Origin of the sequence: Mesorhizobium australicum WSM2073, from assembly GCF_000230995.2 — a bacterium.
In the GTDB taxonomy this organism is placed as follows: domain Bacteria; phylum Pseudomonadota; class Alphaproteobacteria; order Rhizobiales; family Rhizobiaceae; genus Mesorhizobium; species Mesorhizobium australicum.
This window is the reverse complement of the sequence record NC_019973.1, coordinates 5,342,123-5,360,500: the sequence shown is the minus strand read 5'-3', so window position 1 is coordinate 5,360,500 and position 18,378 is coordinate 5,342,123. Positions and strand designations below refer to the sequence as shown.

The window sequence follows — 18,378 nt, the reverse complement described above, 5'->3', positions numbered from 1 at the left end:
CTGTCGCACTCTCATTGATGGCAAACTGGACAATTCTTTCATACCTTTGGGTCTGGAGGGCGTATATCCCCCTCGGCCTTGCTTGCTGACGAAGTCCGTAGAAATCTCGCTCAGCCATCGATGGCCATCGGCAAATGCGAGTTCTGGGCATCCATCGCAGGCATCCGCTTGGTGCCTGATCCACGACGACATTATCGCGATCGTCCGAAACCGGACAGTCGTTCTCGAAGGTCGGCCTCTTCATCACAAAACTTGACCTTCACGCACTTGCACGTCCGGCCGCTCTCTGGCTTTTTGGGGTACCCATCCGAACGGACTGATTCGCGTCATGCCGCTCGATTGCAATGTCTTGCAGGCAGTCTGCTTGTGGGTCGTGAAGCGCACGCAATTGGCGAAGGAGAAGCAGGCATGGCCGAGTTCAAGAAGCCGGAAATCTCCGAGATGAGACCCAAGATCACCGTGATCGGCGTCGGCGGCGGCGGCGGCAACGCGATCAACAACATGATCGTGGAACAGCTTCAGGGAACCGAGTTCATTGCCGCCAACACCGATGCCCAGGCGCTGACCATGTCGAAGGCGACGCGGCTGATCCAGCTTGGCGCGCACGTCACGGAAGGCCTTGGCGCCGGCTCGTTGCCCGAGATCGGCCGTGCCGCGGCCGAAGAATCGCTCGACGAGATCATGGATCATCTGGCCGGCACCCACATGTGTTTCGTCACTGCCGGCATGGGCGGCGGCACCGGAACCGGTGCGGCCCCGATCATCGCCCAGGCGGCGCGCAAGGCCGGCATCCTGACGGTCGGCGTCGTCACCAAGCCGTTCACCTTCGAGGGCAGGCGCCGCATGCAGATGGCGGAAGAGGGCATCGAGCGGCTGCGCGAGGCCGCCGACACCGTGATCGTGATTCCCAACCAGAACCTGTTCCGGATCGCCGATGCCAAGACCACTTTTGCCGATGCCTTCGTCATCGCCGACAGGGTGCTTTATTCCGGCGTCAGCTGCATCACCGACCTCATCGTCAAGGAAGGCCTGATCAATCTCGACTTCGCCGACGTCAAATCGGTGATGCGCGGCATGGGCCGCGCCATGATGGGAACCGGCGAGGCTTCGGGCGACGGCCGGGCGATGAAAGCGGCGGAAGCCGCGATCGCCAATCCGCTGCTCGACGAAATGTCGATGAAGGGCGCCAAGGGCGTGCTGGTGTCGATTTCGGGCGGCCGGGACATGACCCTGTTCGAGGTCGACGAGGCGGCCACGCGCATCCGTGAAGAGGTCTATGAGGACGCCGACATCATCGTCGGCGCCATCTTCGACAAGAGCATGGAAGGCCGCTTCAGGGTCTCGGTGGTGGCGACGGGCCTCGATCGTTCGCTCAGCGAGGGTGATGCCGATGCCGGCATGGCACATGGCCATTCCGTGCCGTCCGCCGCACGGACCTTGCAGTAACCTTTCTCTTCGATTGACCTCCCGGGCAGGCGACCCGCGGTATCTGCCGCGTCCCCGGGGCGGAAAAATTGCTCTTCAGGACGCCTTCTCGCCGATGAACTCGAATCGCTCGATCTCGCATTCGCGCGCGACCAGCGCCAGGATTTCCGTCGAGGGTTCGGCGGCGTCGGACTGCCTCCATTCGAGATTGAACGAGTACACGAAGCGGTCGCGGCCGGGATCATGCTCGATCTTGGCAAGGCGCGCGCCGTAGCCGAGCGGCCGCACCATCTCCGGAAGGTCAGGTGGGGATTCTTTTGCCCAGGAAACCGACAGGATCGCATGGTGATCGCGCGGCAACTTGAGGTCGACCCATTTCAACACCTGAAGTGTCAGTAGCGTCAGCACGGTCGCAATTGCCGCAAGACCAAACTGGCCGCCGCCAACGGCAAGTCCGATCATCGTCATGATCCACATGGTGGCCGCGGTGGTGATTCCAGTCACGAGATCGCCGCGCCGAAGGATGGCGCCGCCGCCGATGAAGCCGACGCCGGTCAGCACGCCAAGCGGCAGACGCAGCACGTCCATGCTGGCGAAGAAGTCCATTCCCTTGCCCGTGGTATCAAGCAGTATGTTGGCCTGGATCATGGCCACAGCGGCCGCCAGGGCGACCAGGATGGTCGTGCGAAGCCCGGCGGTGTGGCCGCGCGCTTCCCTGTTCAGGCCGATGAGGAAACCAGCCAGCAGCGCAAGCAGCAACCGGGCGACAAGATCGGGCCATGTCGGATGAAGTGGCATATCGCAGCAAAGCGGCTCGAACATCGCCCTGTCAGGGCGGCGCTGGTGCTCCGCCCTCCATTTTTCTCAGGATTTCGGCGCCCTCGCTGACGACGTTGCTTGCGGCTGGCCGGTACGTCGCGACCTCGGGCTGTCGATGTAAGAACCTTTTTGCCTTCCTGAGGTTCCCGGCGAACCGTCGCGCGGCAGCCGACCAAACGCCATGCAATTTGAAGGTGGCGCTTGACTTCGTCCGACCTGTGTGAAAAATTTTGCAGCAACTGATAAAAATATCAGCGGGATGGAAACGTGGTTGGTTTTGGAAACGGCCTTTTGCGGGACGATGATGCCAGCATGGCGGCGCGGGCCGCGTGGCTTCATTACGCCGGCGGCCTGACCCAGTCCGAGGTCGCCAAGCGGCTGGGGCTGACCAGCCTCAAGGCGCACCGCCTCATCACCAAGGCCAACCAGGAAGGCCTGGTGAAGGTCTATATCGACGGCGAAGTGTCGGAATGCGTCGAGCTCGAGGACGAATTGTCCCGCCGCTACGGCCTCGACTATTGCGAGGTGGTTCCGGATTTCGATTCCGAGGATCTGCCGCTCAAGGCGCTCGGCATCGCCGGCGCGCAGTTCCTCAAGCGCGAGATCGAGCGCGGCGAGCAGGCGCTGATCGGCGTCGGCCATGGCCGCACGCTCGCGGCCTGCGTGGAATATCTGCCGCGCACCACCACCGACCGCATCCGTTTCGTCTCGCTGCTTGGTGGCCTGACGCGGAAATTCTCGGCCAACCCGCATGATGTCATCCACCGTCTCGCCGAACGCACCGGTGCCGAAGCCTATGTGATGCCGGTGCCGATGTTCGCCAACACGGCGGAGGACCGCATCGTGCTGCTGGGCCAGAAGGGCATCAGCGAGGTCTTCGATCTCGCCAGATCCGCCGACCTGTTGTTTGCGGGCATCGGCACCGCCGAACGCGAGGCTTCGCTTGTCGCCACCGGCATGATCGAGAAGGGCGAGATGGAGGAGATCCGTCGCAATGGCGGTGTCGGCGAATTGCTCGGCCATTTCTTTGACGAGGCCGGCAAGGCAGTGGCGACGACCGTTTCCAACCGGGCGCTGGCACTGGCGCGCGAGGATATCGCCAGCCGCCGGATTGTCGCCGTCGCCGGCGGCAGGATTAAGGTTCGCGCAATCAAGTCGGTGCTGGAGGGGCGCTATCTCAAGGGCCTGATAACGGACGAGCGCACGGCGCGATCGCTCGTGGAAGAGACGCCGGTCGGGTAGCCGGCAACAGTCCAGTTGAAACTACCCTGTGGAGGAGAAGACGAAATGCATGAGAAAGAGAAAGACCTGATAGATGCCTTCCTGCGCGGACAAGTCGACCGCCGTGGACTGATCAAGGGCCTGGGCGCCATGGGTCTCGCCGCCGGCACCGCCGGCACGCTGCTCAACCTCGGCCAGACCCGCGCGCTCGCCGCCGACTTCGATTGGCAGGCGCATAAGGGCAAGACCATCAAGCTGCTGCTCAACAAGCATCCCTATGCCGATGCGATGATCGCCGACCTCGAGAACTTCAAGAAGCTGACCGGCATGAACGTCGTCTATGACGTCTTCCCGGAAGATGTCTATTTCGACAAGGTGACGGCGGCGCTGTCGGCGAGCTCGCCCGAATACGACGCCTTCATGACCGGCGCCTACATGACTTGGACCTATGGCCCAGCCGGCTGGATCACCGATCTCAACGAATGGATCAAGGACCCGGCCAAAACCAACCCGAACTATGCCTGGGACGATATGCTGCCGGGCGTGAAATCGTCGTGCGCCTGGAACGGCAAGCCGGGCGGCGCGCTGGGCTCCGAGGACGCCAAGCAGTGGTGCATTCCATGGGCCTTCGAGCAGAACAACATCACCTACAACAAGGGCATGTTCGACAAGGCCGGCGTCGGCGTTCCCGGCAATCTTGACGAGATGATCACGACGGCGGCCAAGCTGCAGAAGGATATTGGCGGCGGCGTCTACGGCATTGGCGTTCGCGGCTCGCGTTCCTGGGCGACGATCCATCCGGGCTTCCTGTCGGCCTACTCGAACTTCAACGAGAAGGACCTGACCGTTTCCGCCGATGGCAAGCTCGCGGCGGCGATGAACACCGCCGGCTCCAAGGCCTTCCATGCCAAATGGGTGCAGATGATCCAGGAGAGCGGCCCCAAGGACTGGTCGACCTACACCTGGTATCAGGTCGGCACCGATCTCGGCGCCGGCGCCTCGGCGATGATCTTCGACGCCGACTGCCTCGGTTACTTCATGAATGGCGGCGACAACAAGATGGCCGGCAAGCTCGCCTATGCCGCCTTCACCGCCAATCCGGAAGCCAAGGCCTCGACGCCCAACATCTGGATCTGGTCGCTGGCGATGTCCAACTTCTCCAAGGACAAGGACGCGACCTGGTATTTCCTGCAATGGGCCTCCGGCCCCGAGCACGGCCTGTTCGGCGCCACCAAGATGGACTTCGTCGATCCGGTCCGCCAGTCGGTGTGGAAAGACGAGATGTTCCGCGAGAAGCTGAACAAGAGCTACCCTGGCTATGTCGAGATGTTCGACGCTTCGGCACCCGGCGCCTCGATCAAGTTCACGGCGCAGCCGCTGTTCTTCGACCTCACCACCGAATGGGCGGCGACATTGCAAAAGATGGTGGCCAAGGAAGTGCCGGTCGACGAGGGCCTCGACAAGCTCGCCGAGAGCATCAACGGCCAGCTCAAGGAAGCCGGCCTCGGTTAAGTCGCAACGAGGGCCGGCTGCTTGACGGTCCGGCCCTCGCCACATCTTTCATGTTTGCGATGCGGTGCCGAAAGGTGACCGCCATTTCGCCCCACCGGCCGCCTTGCTCCCTTGGGCGGCCGGCAGGGCGAAGCGACAGCAACAACGGAGCAGCTCGATGACTGCGGTGGTATCGCAAAGGCTCAAGCCATCCGGCTTCAGGATCAGCAAGCGGGTGCTGCCCTATGTGCTCAGCCTGCCGGCCTTGCTGGTCTGCATAGGCATCCTGATCCCGTTCCTGACCTCGGTCGTTTACTCGTTCCAACGCTATCGTCTGAGCCAGCCCTGGGCGCGCCAGTTCAACTGGGGCGACAACTACATTTCCTTCTTCACCGACCCGAAATTCTGGAACACGTTGAAAGTGTCGCTGCTCTATGCCGGCACCACGGTCGTGCTGGAACTGCTTCTCGGTCTCGCCATCGCGCTGCTGCTGCAGAAGCGCTCGACGCTCAACAACTTCATCTCGATCATGCTGTTGATGCCGCTGATGACGGCGCCCGCACTGGCAGCGCTGATGTGGAAGCTGATGACCAATCCGGGCTTCGGCGTGCTGAGCTATCTCGCCAGCCTCATCGGGCTGCAGGATTTTCGCTGGGCGTCGTCGCCGTCGACGGCGCTGTTCACCGTCGTGCTGGTCGACATCTGGGTCTACACGCCCTTCATCATGATCCTCCTGCTTGCCGGCCTGCGCAGCCTGCCGACGCAGCCCTTCGAGGCCGCCGCGCTCGACGGCGTGCCGAGGAGCTTCGTCTTTTTCCGCATCACGCTGCCGATGCTGACGCCCTACATCCTGACGGCGACCTTGTTTCGCCTGCTCGATTCCATCCAGCAGTTCGACATCATTTACGCGATGACGCAAGGCGGGCCGGGCGACACGCTGACCGTCTTCCAGGTCGAGGCCTATCTCAACTTCTTCCAGTCGACCAATGTCGGTCGCTCGGCGGCGCTGATGATCATTCTGTGGGCGATCACCTATTTCCTCTCCAACATCTTCATCAAGAACTGGCTCAGGCTGCGCGAACGCGCCCGCGGCCAGGCATAGGAGGCGGCGATGGAACATACCTCGCTTCTCGAACGCATCCTGCGCGGCGCGGCACTGACGCTGGTCGTGATCTTCTTCATGTTCCCGATCCTGTGGATCTTCATGATGTCGTTCCAGACCAACGAGACCATTCTGCGCATCCCGCCGCAGCTCATCTTCGAACCGACGCTCGCCAACTACACGGCGTTGATCACCGGCAAGCTGATGACCGCCGCCGGCACGCTCGACATCGCCTTCATGCGCAACCTCTGGAACTCGGTGTTCCTGTCGGTGACTTCGGTGGCGGTCTCGCTGCTGCTCGGCGTGCCGGCGGCCTACGCCTTCGCACGTCACAAATTCCGGGGTTCGGAGGATATCGCCTTCACGCTGCTGTCGTTCAAGTTCGCGCCGGCACTTCTGGTGCTGCTGCCGCTGACCCTCTATTTCCAGAAGCTCGGCCTGGCCAACACCTATATCGGGCTGATCTGGGTCTACCAGTTGATCTGCCTGCCGCTGATCCTGTGGATCGTGCGCGGCTATTTCGAGGATATTCCGGCCGACATCGAATATGCCTACCGCATCGGCGGCCATTCCTGGTTCGCCACCTTTCGCAAGATCGCGCTGCCGCTCGCCGGCCCTGGCATCGCGGCGGCCGGCCTGCTTGCCTTCATCTTCGCCTGGAACAATTTTGTCTTCGCGCTGGTGTTGGCTTCGGCCGACAAGCAGCCGGTGACGGTCGGCGCGTTGGCCTTCATCACTTCATCGGGCATCCAGTACGGCCAGATTTCGGCGGCCATAGTCTTGTCGATCACGCCGACGCTGGCGCTCGCCCTTTACGCACAGCGCTATCTGGTCGAGGGCCTGTCGCTCGGCGCGGTGAAAGGATAGAAATGGCCAGCCTCGAACTCAGAAACGTCGTCAAGCGCTACAAGAGCCAGACCGTCCTCGACAATCTGTCGCTGACCGTCGCCGATGGCGAAACGCTGGTGCTGTTTGGTCCCTCGGGCGCCGGCAAGACGGTGCTGTTGCGGCTGGTCGCCGGCGTCATCGATCCGGACGAAGGCAAGATCCTGATCGGCGGCGAGGACATGACCGATGTCGACGCGGAATTCCGCGGCGTCGGGATGGCGTTCCAGAATTTCGCGCTGTTTCCGCATATGAGCGCTTTCGACAATATCGCGACGCCGCTGGCGGCCAAGCGCTCGTCGCAGAGCGCGATCAAGGCCGGTGTCGAGAGCGTCGCCAAATTGTTGAAGATCGGCCATGTGCTGAGCCACAAGCCGCGCGCGCTCTCAAACGGCCAGAAGCAGCGCACGGCCCTTGCCCGCGCTTTGGTCGGTTCGCCGCCGCTGCTTCTGCTCGACGATCCCTTGCGCAATGTCGACGCCAAGCTGCGTTTCGAGATGCGGCTCGAACTGCCGCGGCTGCTCGCCGATCGCGGCGCCACCGTCGTTTACGTTACCCAGGACTACAAGGAAGCCATGGCGCTCGGCGACCGCATCGCGGTGATGTCGCAAGGCGTCATCAGGCAGCTTGGCACGCCCGAGCAGATCTATCGTGAGCCGGCCAACGTCGAGATCGCGCGGCTGTTCGGCGATCCGACCATCAACCTGCTCGACGTCAAGCCCGCGCGCGATGCCCGGGGGGGCTATGTCGGCCTGTCCAATGTGCAGGTCCATCTCGCCGATGCTCCCGAGGCCGCCATCGGCCGCGACTGCATCATCGGGCTGAGACCCGAGGCCCTGCATTTCGTCGGCGAAAACGAACCCGGCGCCGTTCCGGTGACCGTCGAGGCGGAGACGCCGCTCAACGAAAAGATCGTTACCCTGGTGCGCACCGTGCGCGGCCGTGAAATCCTGGTCTCGCGCCCGGCCGGAACCCCGGGGCGCAGCGAAGGCAAGGCGCATATCGCCGTCGACGGCGAGAGCGCCCTGCTGTTCGATCGGGCGAGCGGCGAGCGCATCGGCGCCAGGAATGTCGTCAAACTGCGCAACGGAGAAGCGGCATGAGCCCGAGCGCGCTCACCATATCAGGCGTCGACAAGTTCTATGGCCCGATCGACAGGGGCGTTCACGCCGTCAAGAACCTGACGATGGAGATCGGCGAGGGCGAGATCGTGGCGCTGCTCGGGTCGTCGGGCTGCGGCAAGACCTCGACCTTGCGAATGATCGCTGGCTTCGAGGAGGTGTCGCGTGGCGCGATCGCGGTCGCCGGCCGCACGGTACACACCTTGCCGCCGGTCAAACGCAATGTGGCGATGGCCTTCGAGGGCTATTCGCTCTATCCGCCGCTCACCGTGCGCGAGAACATGGCCTTTGCCCTCAAGGCCGCAAGGCTGCCCAGGAGCGAGGTCGACGCCAAGGTCGCCAGCATCGCAAAGCTGCTGGAGATCGAGGACATATTGGAGCGCTATCCCAGCTCCATTTCGGGTGGCCAGCAGCAGCGCGCCAGCCTCGGCCGGGCGCTGATCCGCGAGGCCGACCTGCATCTGCTGGACGAGCCGATGGGCCAGCTCGAGCCGCAGCTTCGCGCCGTGCTGCGCGGCCGCATCAAGCACTTCATCAAGGAACGCGGCCTGACCGCGATCCTGGTCACCCACGACCAGACCGAGGCGAATGCGCTGGCCGACCGCATCGCGGTGATGGAGGGCGGCGTGCTGCAGCAGTTCGATACGCCGGACCGGATCAAGGAGCGCCCGGCGAACCTGTTCACCGGCACCTTCGTCGGCGAGCCGCCGATGAACGTCTTCGAGGCCTTTGTCGGCACGACCGCCGGCCGCATCAGTCTCAAGCTGCCCGACGGGCTGTCGCTCGACTATGACAAGGACGCCTTCAGCACTCCGGTTCGCGACCAGCTGCTCAGCCGCGAGCGGGTGGTCATCGGCATCAGGCCCTATGCGGTCAGGCGCTCGAAGGAGGGTGTTCCGGCCAGGGTCTCGGCCAACCAATGGCTCGGCGACCAGACCCACATCGCCGCCGACTTCGCCGGCGGCTCGCTGGTCCTGGTGGAGCATGACCGCACCCGGCTCGACCTCGGCGCGCCCATCAATGTCAGCATCGATCCGAAGAACCTGCACGTCTTCGACCAGGCGAGCGGCAAGGCGATCTCGCACGGCATGGAGCTCGCATGATGCGCGATCTATTAATAGGCATCGATGCCGGCACTTCCGTCATCAAGTCCATCGCTTTCGACACGAAGGGCCGCCAGATCGCGGCCGCGGCAACGCCGAACCATTACGAGACGCTGCCGGGCGGCGGCGCCGAACAGGATCTGGCCCGCACATGGGCCGATGCCGCCACGACCTTGCGCCAGCTTGCCGACAAGGTGCCCGATCTCGCCAGCCGGACCGTCGCCATCGCGGTGACCGGGCAGGGGGACGGCACCTGGCTGATCGACGGCAAGGGCGAGCCGGTGGCCAAGGGTTGGCTCTGGCTCGACGCGCGCGCCGCGGGCGTCGTCGAGGAAATCCGCGCGCGGCCCGATGACCGGCTGCGCTTCGAGAAGACCGGCAGCGGTCTTGCCGCCTGCCAGCAAGGCTCGCAGTTCGCCTTCATGAAGCGCACCATGCCCGAAATGCTCGGCAAGGCCGCGACCGCGTTCCACTGCAAGGATTGGCTCTATTTCAAGCTGACCGGCGAACGCGCCACCGATCCGTCCGAAGGGACCTTCACTTTCGGCGACTTCCGCACCCGTGACTACAGTGGGGACGTGCTCGACGTCCTCGGCGTCGCCGATCTCAGGCACCTGCTGCCGCCGATCGTCGACGGCACGAGCCACAGCGCCGGACTGTCGCCGGCCGCCGCCGAAGTCACCGGCATGCTTGCCGGCACACCCGTCGTGCTCGGTTATGTCGACGTCGTCTGCACCGCGCTCGGCGCCGGCCTCCTCGACCGCGAGCGCAAGCCCGGCTGCTCGATCATCGGTTCCACCGGCATGCACATGCGGCTGGCCGAGACCCCTGATGATGTGCAGCTCAACGAAGCGGCGACCGGCTATACGATGGCGATGCCGGCGCCGGGCGTCTTCGCGCAGATGCAGTCCAACATGGCGGCGACGCTCAACATCGACTGGGTGCTTGGCCTCGCTTCCGGCATCCTCGCCTCGCAAGGCATAACCCGCAGCAATGGCGAGATGATCGCGCTGGTCGATGCCTGGATCGCGGCCTCGCAGCCGGCTTCGCTGCTCTACCAGCCCTACGTGTCGGAAGCCGGCGAGCGCGGACCGTTCGTCGATGCCAATGCCAGGGCAGGCTTCGTCGGCATTTCGTCGCGTCACGGCTACGCCGATCTGGTGCGCGCCGTCTTCGAGGGCTTGGCCTTCGCGGCGCGCGATTGCTACGCCGCCATGGGCCCGCTGCCACGCGAAATTCGCCTGACCGGCGGCGCCGCCAGAAGCCCGGCGCTGCGCAAGATCCTGGGTGCGGCCATTGGTGCCGACACGCGCACGAGCGCGCGCGAGGAGGCCGGTGCGGCCGGTGCCGCAATGATCGCGGCGGTCTGCGTCGGTCAATACGCCTCCATGGACGAATGCGTCGGCGAATGGGTGACGCCGCTGCTCGGCGAGGCCGAGCCGAGCGACCCGGATCTCGCCGCGATCTACGACAGGATGACCCCGTCCTACATGCTGGCGCACCAGGCCCTGCGGCCGGTCTGGCGTGCCATGGCGACATCGCAGGAAAATTGAGAAGTCGAGTATGCTGAGGAAAATAGCGATCATTGGCGACAACTTCATGCTGCCGGAGGTGTTTCGCGCCAAAATCGAGAAGGTGGCCAGTGGCGACCTCGATATCAGGACATTGCAGACGGCCTGGCCCGACGAGCCGATGGAGTTCGGCAACGCCGCGCTCGGCCTCGACAGGGTCAAGGAATATTTCGGCCATCCCGACGAGGTCGTCGACTTCATCGGCGATGCCGAAATCGTCGTCACCCAGCTTGCGCCCCTGTCGGAAGGCATGATGCGGCGCCTGCCAGGGCTCAAGCTGGTCGCGGTGTCGCGCGGCGGCCCGATCAACATCGACATGGAAGCGGCCAGGGTGCACGGCATCACCGTGGTCAATGTGCCCGGCCGCAACGCCACTGCCGTGGCTGAGTTTACCATCGGCGCCATCCTGGCCGAGACGCGGCTGATCCGGGTCGGCCACGAGGCCTTGCGCAAGGGGGAATGGCGCGGCGATCTCTACCGCGCCGACCGCACCGGCCGCGAGCTCGGCGAAATGACCGTCGGCGTGGTCGGCTACGGCAATATCGGCACGAAGGTGGTGCGCCTGCTGCGCGCCTTCGGCTGCCACGTCCTGGTCAGCGATCCCTATGTGCAACTGAGCGCCGAGGATCGCAACGCTGGCGTCGAACTGGTTGCGCTCGACGACCTCCTGTCGCGCTCCGATGTGGTCACGCTGCATTCGCGGGTGACGCAGGAGACACGCGGTCTGATCGGCAAGGACACCATCGCGCGGATGAAGCCGGGCGTGATCTTCGTCAATACGGCGCGTGGCCCGCTGGTCGACTACGACGCACTCTACGAGCCGCTGGTTTCAGGGCAGATCGCCAGCGCCATGCTGGAAACCTTCGCGGTCGAACCGGTGCCGTCGGACTGGCCCTTGCTGCAGCTGCCCAATGTGACGCTGACGCCGCATATCGCCGGCGCTTCGGTGCGCACCGTGACCTATGCCGCCGAGCAGGCCGCCGAGGAAGTGCGCCGCTACCTGGCCGGCCTGCCTCCGGTCAATCCGTGCTGAGAGCGATGGCCATGATGCGAAAATCAGGCAGTGGGGCGACGGCAAGATGAGCGTCGGCCCTGACATAGTCGACCTCTTCGTCATTGGCGGCGGCGTCAACGGCGCCGGCATCGCGCGCGACGCCGCCGGCCGCGGGCTTTCCGTCATCCTGTGCGAAAAGGACGATCTCGCCGAAGGCACCAGCTCGCGCTCGGGCAAGCTCGTCCATGGCGGTCTGCGCTACCTCGAATATTACGAGTTCCGCCTGGTGCGCGAGGCGCTGATCGAGCGCGAGGTGCTGCTGGAATCGGCGCCGCACATCATCTGGCCGATGCGCTTCGTGCTGCCGCACAGCCCGGACGACCGGCCGGCATGGCTGGTGCGGCTCGGCCTCTTCCTCTACGACCACCTCGGCGGCCGCAAGCGGCTGCCCGCCACGCGGACGCTCGACCTGCGCACAGCGCCCGAGGGGGCGCCGATCAAGGACAGCTTCAAGCGCGGTTTCGAATATTCGGACTGCTGGGTCGACGATGCCCGCCTCGTCGTCATCAATGCGCTCGACGCCGCCGAACGGGGAGCGAAGGTCCTCACCCGCACCGCCTGCACCGCGGCCAGCCGCGAGGGCGGCCTCTGGGTTGTCGAGATGCGCGACGTCAGGACCGGCATCAAGACCAGTGTACGGGCCCGCGCGCTGATCAATGCCGCCGGCCCTTGGGTCAACGACATCGTCAACCGCGTTGCCGGCCAGAACTCCAGGCGCAACGTCCGCCTCGTCAAGGGCAGCCATATCGTCGTGCCCAAATTCTGGGAGGGAAGGCAGGCTTATCTCGTCCAGAACAACGACAAGCGCGTCATCTTCATCAATCCCTACCAGAACGATCTAGCCTTGATCGGAACCACCGACATCCCCTACGAGGGCCGGCCCGAGGATGTGAGGGCGGATGAGAGCGAGATCGATTACCTCATCAAAGTGGTCAATCGCTATTTCAAGCGCGGCCTTGCGCGGGGCGACGTGGTCCATTCGTTCTCCGGTGTCCGGCCGCTCTATGACGACAACGCCGACAATCCGAGCGCGGTGACGCGCGACTATATTTTCGAACTCGACGCGCCGGACGCGCAGGCGCCACTGCTTTCCGTCTTCGGCGGCAAGATCACCACCTTCCGCAAACTGGCCGAGCACGCGCTGGACAGGATCGCACCGTTCTTTCCCCGCATGGGCAAAGCCTGGACCGCGAAGGCGCATCTGCCCGGCGGCGACATCGCCAATGCCGACTTCGAACAGTTTCTTGGCAACCTCGCAGGCGAGTATCCATGGATGCCGGCATCGCTGCTCAAGCATTACGGCCGGCTCTACGGCACCAGGACGCGGTCCGTGGTCGGCGGCGCCCGATCGCTCGCCGCACTGGGGCGGTGCTTCGGCAAGGATTTCTTCGAGCGCGAGGCGAACTACCTCTTCGAACAGGAATGGGCGGAAGACGCGGCCGACATTCTCGAACGGCGCACCAAGCATGGCCTGCGTTTGTCCGCCGAGGAGAAGTCGGCCTTCGAGCATTGGTGCGCCAGCCGGCAGGCAAGGGCAGGCTGATGACGCTCATTGCCCCTGTTCGGCGCCGGCGTTGAAGGGATCGCGACCTTGGCTTTCACGCTCTCCCTCAACACCAATCCGCTGGTCAACCGCTTCGCCGAGCCGGACGACCTGATCGATACCGTTGCCTATGAAATCGGCATTCGCGACGTTCAGCTCACGCATGAATTCGTCAACCCAGGCTGGCCGGCGGCGACGATCGTCAAGTTCGTCCGCCTGTTCCGCAACGCCTTGGCTCGAACCGGCGTGCGCGTCACCTCCGGCATGACCGGCCCCTATGGCCGGCTGAACCATTTCGGCCATCCGGATGCCGATGTGCGCCGCTATTATGTCGACTGGTTCAAGACCTTCGCCGACATCTCGGCCGAGCTTGGCGCCAGCGGCATGGGCACGCAGTTCGCCATTTTCACGCATCGGGACTATGACGACCCCGCCCGTCGCGCCAGGCTGTTCGACATCGCGCTGGATTGCTGGCGCGAGGTCGCCGAGCACGCCCGGGCGGCAGGCCTGACCTATCTGTTCTGGGAGCCGATGTCGGTCGGTCGCGAATTCGGCCATACGATCGAGAATTGCCGGATGCTGCAGGACGCGATCGACGCGGCCGGCATGGCCATTCCGCTGGAGATGATGGTCGACATCGACCATGGCGACGTCACTTCCTCCAATCCGGCCGACATCGATCCCTATGCCTGGGCCGAAGCTTTTCCCCTGAAGTCGCCGATCATCCACATCAAGCAATCGTCGATGAACAAGGGCGGTCATTGGCCATTCACCGCGGCCCACAACAAGGACGGCCGCATCACGCCTGAGAAGCTGCTGGAGACGGTACGACGCGGCGGCGGCACCGACAACGAAATCTGCCTCGAACTATCCTTCCGCGAGCGCGAGCCGGTCGACCATCAGGTGGTCGCCATGATCCGCGAGTCGGTCGATTATTGGGCACCGTTCATCGACGCCGGCAGGGCGGGGATTTCGCCGAAGGCCGGATAGAAATCGGACAGGAGCCCTTGCGGCTCCTGTCCATGAAATGCAACCGGATCGAACTAGGCGAATTTCGGATCGAGGCTGCCCGACTTGTAGCGCTTGGCCATTTCCGAAACCGGCAGCGGCTTGATCTTCGGCGCATTGCCGGCGGTGCCGAACTGCTCGAAGCGCTCCTTGCAGAGCTTCCTCATCGCCGCCATCGCCGGCGTCAGATATTTGCGCGGATCGAACTCGCTGGGATTTTCGGTCAGCACCTTGCGGATCGCGCCGGTCAGCGCCATGCGGTTGTCGGTGTCGATGTTGATCTTGCGCACGCCATGCTTGATGCCGCGCTGGATCTCTTCCACCGGGACGCCCCAGGTCGGCTTCATCTGGCCGCCATATTTGTTGATGATCTCCTGCAGGTCCTCCGGCACCGAGGACGAGCCGTGCATGACCAGATGCATGTTCGGCAAGCGCCGGTGGATCTCCTCGATCACGTTCATCGCCAGCACCGCGCCGTCGGGCTTGCGCGAGAATTTATAGGCGCCGTGGCTGGTGCCCATGGCCACCGCCAGCGCATCGACATGGGTGTCGCGCACGAACTGTTCGGCCTGCACCGGATCGGTCAGGAGCTGGTCGTGACTGATCGCGCCTTCGACGCCGTGGCCGTCTTCCTGCTCGCCGCCGCCGCTCTCGAGCGAGCCCAGCACGCCGATCTCGCCTTCGACCGACACGCCGCCCCAATGCGCCATGTCGACGACGCGCTTGGTGATGCCGGAATTATAGGCATAGTCGGCCGGCGACTTGCCGTCTTCCTTGAGTGAGCCGTCCATCATCACGGAGGTGAAGCCGTGCTGGATCGCGGTGACGCAGGTGGCTTCGTTGTTGCCATGGTCGAGGTGCATGCAGACCGGGATGTCGGGATGGATTTCGACCAGCGCGTCGATCAGCTTGGCCAGCACCACGTCATTGGCATAGGCGCGCGCGCCGCGGCTCGCCTGCAGGATGACCGGGGACTTGGTCTCCTCGGCAGCCTCCATGATGGCGAGGCCCTGTTCCATGTTGTTCATGTTGAAGGCCGGCACGCCATAGCCGTATTCGGCGGCGTGATCGAGCAATTGTCTCAGTGTGATGCGAGCCAACGATTAGTCTCCCGTATCTGGTTTCGAACTGTGGTTGCGGGCCGCCCGCGCATCGTTCAGCCCACCGATGCTTCTGGCCGGAATCCCGCGCAACCGCAACCGTGACAGACCGTCCCGGCAGCAATTCTTGTTACAGCGGCGCGATAAAAGCCGGCGAAATATCCCACAAAAATATCCCATTATCACAAAAATCATGATACCTATGCGATCATATCTGTTATATCTTCGTTCGATCAAGGAGCCAGGCTTCTGCGTTGGCGGGTCGGCGAGAATGAAGAGCGACAACAGACGCCAAGGCATCATGGACTTCCTGGTGGACGCCGGCGCGGCGAGCGTCGACGATCTTGCCTCCCGCTTTGGCGTCTCCAGGATGACCGTGCATCGCGACCTCGACGAGCTCGAGGAGAGCGGTTTGCTGCGCAAGGTGCGCGGCGGCGCCTCGATCCAGCCGAGCAGTCTGTTTGAAAGCGATTTCCGCTACCGGCAGAAGCAGGCGATCGGGGAAAAACAGCGCCTTGCGGCGGCGGCCGTGACCATGATCGAACCCGGCCAGACGGTCATCATCGACGACGGCTCGACCGCGGGCGGTATCGCGCGGTATCTCGCCGATCTCAGGCCACTGACGGTGATCACCAACAATCTCGCCGTCATCCAGGACCTGGCCGGAGTCGCGGGCATCAACCTGATCGCGCTCGGCGGCCAGTACTCGAAGAAATTCCACGGCTTCTTCGGCCTGCTCGCCGAGGCTTCGCTGCGGTCGCTGCGTGCCGACGTCGCCTTCCTGTCGTCGTCCGCCATCCATGGCGCCTCCGCCTTCCATCAGGACCAGGAAGTGGTGCAGGCCAAGCGACTGATGATGGCCGCGGCGACACGCAAATATCTGCTGGTGGATCACGGCAAGTTTGGCCGCAGCGCGCTGCATTTCCTGACCGATCTCAAAGCATTCGACGCCGTCTTCACCGGGCGCGGGCCGGAGCCCGGGATGCGGGACACGCTGGATGCGGCCGGCGTCTCGCTGACGGTGGTCGCCGACAAGGATTGATGATCAAACGGGGACTGAGGACCAAGGAGTGTACGCGTGGTTTACTGGGTCGGTACAAGCTGGAAGATGAACAAGACGCTCGCCGAGGCGCTTGATTTTGCAGGCGCACTGGCCGGCTTCGTGGCGGGTTTCGACGATCGCATCCAGCCTTTCGTCGTCCCGCCTTTCACGGCGGTGCGAGAGGTCGGGCAGGCGCTGTCGACGACGCGCGTCAAGGTCGGCGCGCAGAACATGCATTGGGCCGACGCCGGCGCCTGGACCGGGGAGATCTCGCCGGTGATGCTGAACGATTGCGGCCTAGACCTGGTCGAACTCGGCCACAGCGAAAGGCGCGAGCACTTCGGCGAGACCGACCGCACGGTCGGGCTGAAGACGGCGGCGGCGGTCAAGCACGGACTGATGCCGCTGATCTGCGTCGGCGAGACGCTGGCCGAGCGCGAAAGCGGCAAGGCCGATGCGGTGCTGACCAGCCAGGTCGAGGGTGCACTGCAATTCCTCGAGGGCGAGGCGAGGGGAGCAAAAATCCTGTTCGCCTACGAGCCGGTCTGGGCGATCGGCGACAAGGGCATTCCGGCCAGCTCCGACTATGCCGACAAGCAGCAGGCGCTGATCAAGACAGTCGCCGCCGGCCTGCTGCCGTCCATGCCGCCGGTGCTCTATGGCGGCAGCGTCAATCCCGGCAATGCCGCGGAACTGATCGCCCAGCCCAACATCGACGGCTTGTTCATCGGCCGCTCGGCCTGGCAGGCCGAAGGCTACATCGACATCCTGCGCCGCGCGTCGGCCGCCATCTGAATCATCGAACTGGAAAGGACAAAAAATGAAAATAGCCATTGGAGCCGACAGCGCCGGCAAGCCGCTGCTCGACGTCATATCAGCGCATCTGGCGACCAAGCCGGGGCTCACCGTCAGCGACCTCAGCCAGGCCGGCTTCTATGCCGATCTGTCGCGGAAACTTGCCCAGACGATCGTCGACGGCGAGAACGATCGCGGCATCCTGTTCTGCGGCACCGGCATCGGCGTCTCGATCTCGGCCAACAAGGTGCCGGGCATCCGCGCTGCACTCACCCACGACACCTATTCGGCCGAACGCGCGGCGAAATCCAATAACGCCCAGATCATCACCATGGGCGCCCGCGTCATCGGCCCGGAACTCGCCAAGGCCATTGTCGATACCTGGCTGGCCTCGGAGTTCGACGAGAAAGGACCGTCGGCCGGCAACGTCCAGGCGATCGACAAGCTCGACGCGGCGAAGGGCTAAGCGAGACTGGCGCGCATCGCGCCGATGACGGTGACGGCCGAAGCCGCACCGGGATCGATATGGCCGAGCGAGCGCTCGCCGAGCCGCGACGAGCGGCCCTTGGCGGCGATCATGTCCTTGGTCGATTCCGCGCCGCGCTCGGCGGCGGCAAAAGCGGCCTGGAGGCTTTCGGCAAGGTTTTTTCCTGCTGCATTGCTGGCGCCGGCCGCTTCCGCCGCCGGTTGCCAGGCGTCGACCATTGTCTTTTCGCCGGTTTCGGCCTTGCCGCGATCCTTGATGCCTTGCGCCATGGCCTGCAGCAGCGCGACGACATCGGCATCCGCCAGCGTCGCCTTGCCCTTGACGGCGGCGGCGGCGCGCATGAAGGCGGTGGCATAGAGCGGGCCGCAGGACGCGCCGACGGCATTGAGGAACGATTTCGCCGCGGTGTTGAGGAGCGCGGTCGGCTCGGCCGCCGTAAGGTCGAGCGATGCCAGCGCATCGCGCACGGCGTTGAACCCGAGCGCCATGGCAATGCCGTGGTCGGCGTCGCCGATGACGCCGTCGAGCTGGCAAAGCCGGTCCCTGTCGGCTTCCATCGCCACGGCGATCGCATCGAACATTCTTTTCAGGTCGAACGCGGCGATGGTCAT

At 64.2% G+C, this 18,378-nt stretch carries 17 protein-coding genes; 14 read left to right on the top strand and 3 right to left on the bottom strand.

The window, feature by feature from the left end; translation table 11 throughout:
• The first annotated feature begins 408 nt into the window (after positions 1-408).
• Positions 409-1,446 carry a cell division protein FtsZ gene (gene ftsZ / locus MESAU_RS25810; protein ID WP_015318972.1) on the top strand — a complete coding sequence of 346 codons (1,038 nt, stop codon included), beginning with the start codon at positions 409-411 and terminating at the stop codon, positions 1,444-1,446.
• Positions 1,447-1,521: 75 nt separating this feature from the next.
• Here ftsZ and MESAU_RS25805 read toward each other — a convergent pair whose 3' ends face one another.
• A complete protein-coding gene (locus tag MESAU_RS25805) occupies positions 1,522-2,247 on the bottom strand; it encodes an MgtC/SapB family protein (RefSeq protein ID WP_041163515.1) in 726 nt (241 codons plus the stop codon).
• 264 nt (positions 2,248-2,511) lie between these two features.
• Here MESAU_RS25805 and MESAU_RS25800 point away from each other — a divergent pair, with 264 nt between their 5' ends.
• The 10 genes from MESAU_RS25800 (at position 2,512) to MESAU_RS25755 (ending at position 14,325) form a co-directional block, all read left to right on the top strand.
• The gene (locus MESAU_RS25800; protein WP_015318970.1) at positions 2,512-3,486 is read left to right on the top strand and encodes a sugar-binding transcriptional regulator; all 975 of its coding nucleotides are present in this window, start codon (positions 2,512-2,514) and stop codon (positions 3,484-3,486) included.
• Positions 3,487-3,531: 45 nt separating this feature from the next.
• Positions 3,532-4,977 (top strand): ABC transporter substrate-binding protein, encoded by a 1,446-nt coding sequence (locus MESAU_RS25795; protein ID WP_015318969.1) that lies wholly within the window; start codon positions 3,532-3,534, stop codon positions 4,975-4,977.
• A 157-nt stretch (positions 4,978-5,134) separates the two neighbouring features.
• On the top strand, positions 5,135-6,058 hold the full coding sequence (locus MESAU_RS25790; protein ID WP_015318968.1) for a carbohydrate ABC transporter permease: 924 nt from the start codon (positions 5,135-5,137) through the stop codon (positions 6,056-6,058).
• A 9-nt stretch (positions 6,059-6,067) separates the two neighbouring features.
• Positions 6,068-6,925, top strand: a complete 858-nt coding sequence (locus tag MESAU_RS25785; protein ID WP_015318967.1) for a carbohydrate ABC transporter permease — start codon at positions 6,068-6,070, stop codon at positions 6,923-6,925.
• A 2-nt stretch (positions 6,926-6,927) separates the two neighbouring features.
• Positions 6,928-8,046, top strand: coding sequence for an ABC transporter ATP-binding protein (locus MESAU_RS25780; protein WP_015318966.1), 1,119 nt, complete (start codon positions 6,928-6,930; stop codon positions 8,044-8,046).
• Positions 8,043-9,167, top strand: a complete 1,125-nt coding sequence (locus MESAU_RS25775; RefSeq protein WP_015318965.1) for an ABC transporter ATP-binding protein — start codon at positions 8,043-8,045, stop codon at positions 9,165-9,167. Before MESAU_RS25780 ends, MESAU_RS25775 begins: the two co-directional genes overlap by 4 nt.
• Complete coding sequence (locus tag MESAU_RS25770) at positions 9,167-10,720, top strand: FGGY-family carbohydrate kinase (RefSeq protein WP_041163902.1); 1,554 nt, start codon at positions 9,167-9,169, stop codon at positions 10,718-10,720. Before MESAU_RS25775 ends, MESAU_RS25770 begins: the two co-directional genes overlap by 1 nt.
• A gap of 10 nt (positions 10,721-10,730) precedes the next feature.
• Positions 10,731-11,771 (top strand): 2-hydroxyacid dehydrogenase, encoded by a 1,041-nt coding sequence (locus tag MESAU_RS25765; protein WP_015318963.1) that lies wholly within the window; start codon positions 10,731-10,733, stop codon positions 11,769-11,771.
• Positions 11,772-11,817: 46 nt separating this feature from the next.
• On the top strand, positions 11,818-13,335 hold the full coding sequence (locus MESAU_RS25760) for a glycerol-3-phosphate dehydrogenase (RefSeq protein ID WP_015318962.1): 1,518 nt from the start codon (positions 11,818-11,820) through the stop codon (positions 13,333-13,335).
• A gap of 48 nt (positions 13,336-13,383) precedes the next feature.
• Positions 13,384-14,325, top strand: coding sequence for a sugar phosphate isomerase/epimerase family protein (locus MESAU_RS25755; RefSeq protein ID WP_041163901.1), 942 nt, complete (start codon positions 13,384-13,386; stop codon positions 14,323-14,325).
• A gap of 53 nt (positions 14,326-14,378) precedes the next feature.
• Here the strand turns inward: MESAU_RS25755 and fba are convergent, their stop codons facing one another.
• A complete protein-coding gene (fba, locus tag MESAU_RS25750) occupies positions 14,379-15,443 on the bottom strand; it encodes a class II fructose-bisphosphate aldolase (protein WP_015318960.1) in 1,065 nt (354 codons plus the stop codon).
• Positions 15,444-15,714: 271 nt separating this feature from the next.
• Between fba and MESAU_RS25745 the strand changes: the two genes are divergently transcribed.
• From MESAU_RS25745 to derI, 3 genes are read left to right on the top strand one after another with little or no spacing between them, the layout of a single operon-like run.
• Complete coding sequence (locus tag MESAU_RS25745) at positions 15,715-16,485, top strand: DeoR/GlpR family DNA-binding transcription regulator (protein WP_015318959.1); 771 nt, start codon at positions 15,715-15,717, stop codon at positions 16,483-16,485.
• 36 nt (positions 16,486-16,521) lie between these two features.
• Positions 16,522-17,280: a triose-phosphate isomerase gene (locus MESAU_RS25740; protein ID WP_015318958.1), complete on the top strand. Its 759-nt coding sequence runs from the start codon at positions 16,522-16,524 to the stop codon at positions 17,278-17,280.
• Between the two features lie 25 nt (positions 17,281-17,305).
• Entirely contained in the window at positions 17,306-17,746 is a 441-nt protein-coding gene (gene derI / locus MESAU_RS25735; protein ID WP_015318957.1) for a D-erythrulose-4-phosphate isomerase, read from the top strand.
• Here the strand turns inward: derI and dhaL are convergent.
• Positions 17,743-18,378 (bottom strand): dihydroxyacetone kinase subunit DhaL, encoded by a 636-nt coding sequence (gene dhaL, locus MESAU_RS25730; protein ID WP_015318956.1) that lies wholly within the window; start codon positions 18,376-18,378, stop codon positions 17,743-17,745. The two genes, derI and dhaL, sit on opposite strands and share 4 nt — an antisense overlap.

Excerpts from the sequence above, each read along its gene's own strand:
- MESAU_RS25760 (WP_015318962.1), top strand. The coding sequence starts at position 11,818 with ATGAGCGTCGGCCCTGACATAGTCGACCTCTTCGTCATTGGCGGCGGC.
- MESAU_RS25745 (WP_015318959.1), top strand. The coding sequence starts at position 15,715 with ATGAAGAGCGACAACAGACGCCAAGGCATCATGGACTTCCTGGTGGAC.
- MESAU_RS25770 (WP_041163902.1), top strand. The coding sequence starts at position 9,167 with ATGCGCGATCTATTAATAGGCATCGATGCCGGCACTTCCGTCATCAAG.
- MESAU_RS25790 (WP_015318968.1), top strand. The coding sequence starts at position 5,135 with ATGACTGCGGTGGTATCGCAAAGGCTCAAGCCATCCGGCTTCAGGATC.
- ftsZ (WP_015318972.1), top strand. The coding sequence starts at position 409 with ATGGCCGAGTTCAAGAAGCCGGAAATCTCCGAGATGAGACCCAAGATC.
- derI (WP_015318957.1), top strand. The coding sequence starts at position 17,306 with ATGAAAATAGCCATTGGAGCCGACAGCGCCGGCAAGCCGCTGCTCGAC.
- MESAU_RS25775 (WP_015318965.1), top strand. The coding sequence starts at position 8,043 with ATGAGCCCGAGCGCGCTCACCATATCAGGCGTCGACAAGTTCTATGGC.
- dhaL (WP_015318956.1), bottom strand. The coding sequence starts at position 18,378 with ATGACCATCGCCGCGTTCGACCTGAAAAGAATGTTCGATGCGATCGCC.
- MESAU_RS25805 (WP_041163515.1), bottom strand. The coding sequence starts at position 2,247 with ATGTTCGAGCCGCTTTGCTGCGATATGCCACTTCATCCGACATGGCCC.
- MESAU_RS25795 (WP_015318969.1), top strand. The coding sequence starts at position 3,532 with ATGCATGAGAAAGAGAAAGACCTGATAGATGCCTTCCTGCGCGGACAA.
- MESAU_RS25765 (WP_015318963.1), top strand. The coding sequence starts at position 10,731 with ATGCTGAGGAAAATAGCGATCATTGGCGACAACTTCATGCTGCCGGAG.
- MESAU_RS25780 (WP_015318966.1), top strand. The coding sequence starts at position 6,928 with ATGGCCAGCCTCGAACTCAGAAACGTCGTCAAGCGCTACAAGAGCCAG.
- MESAU_RS25785 (WP_015318967.1), top strand. The coding sequence starts at position 6,068 with ATGGAACATACCTCGCTTCTCGAACGCATCCTGCGCGGCGCGGCACTG.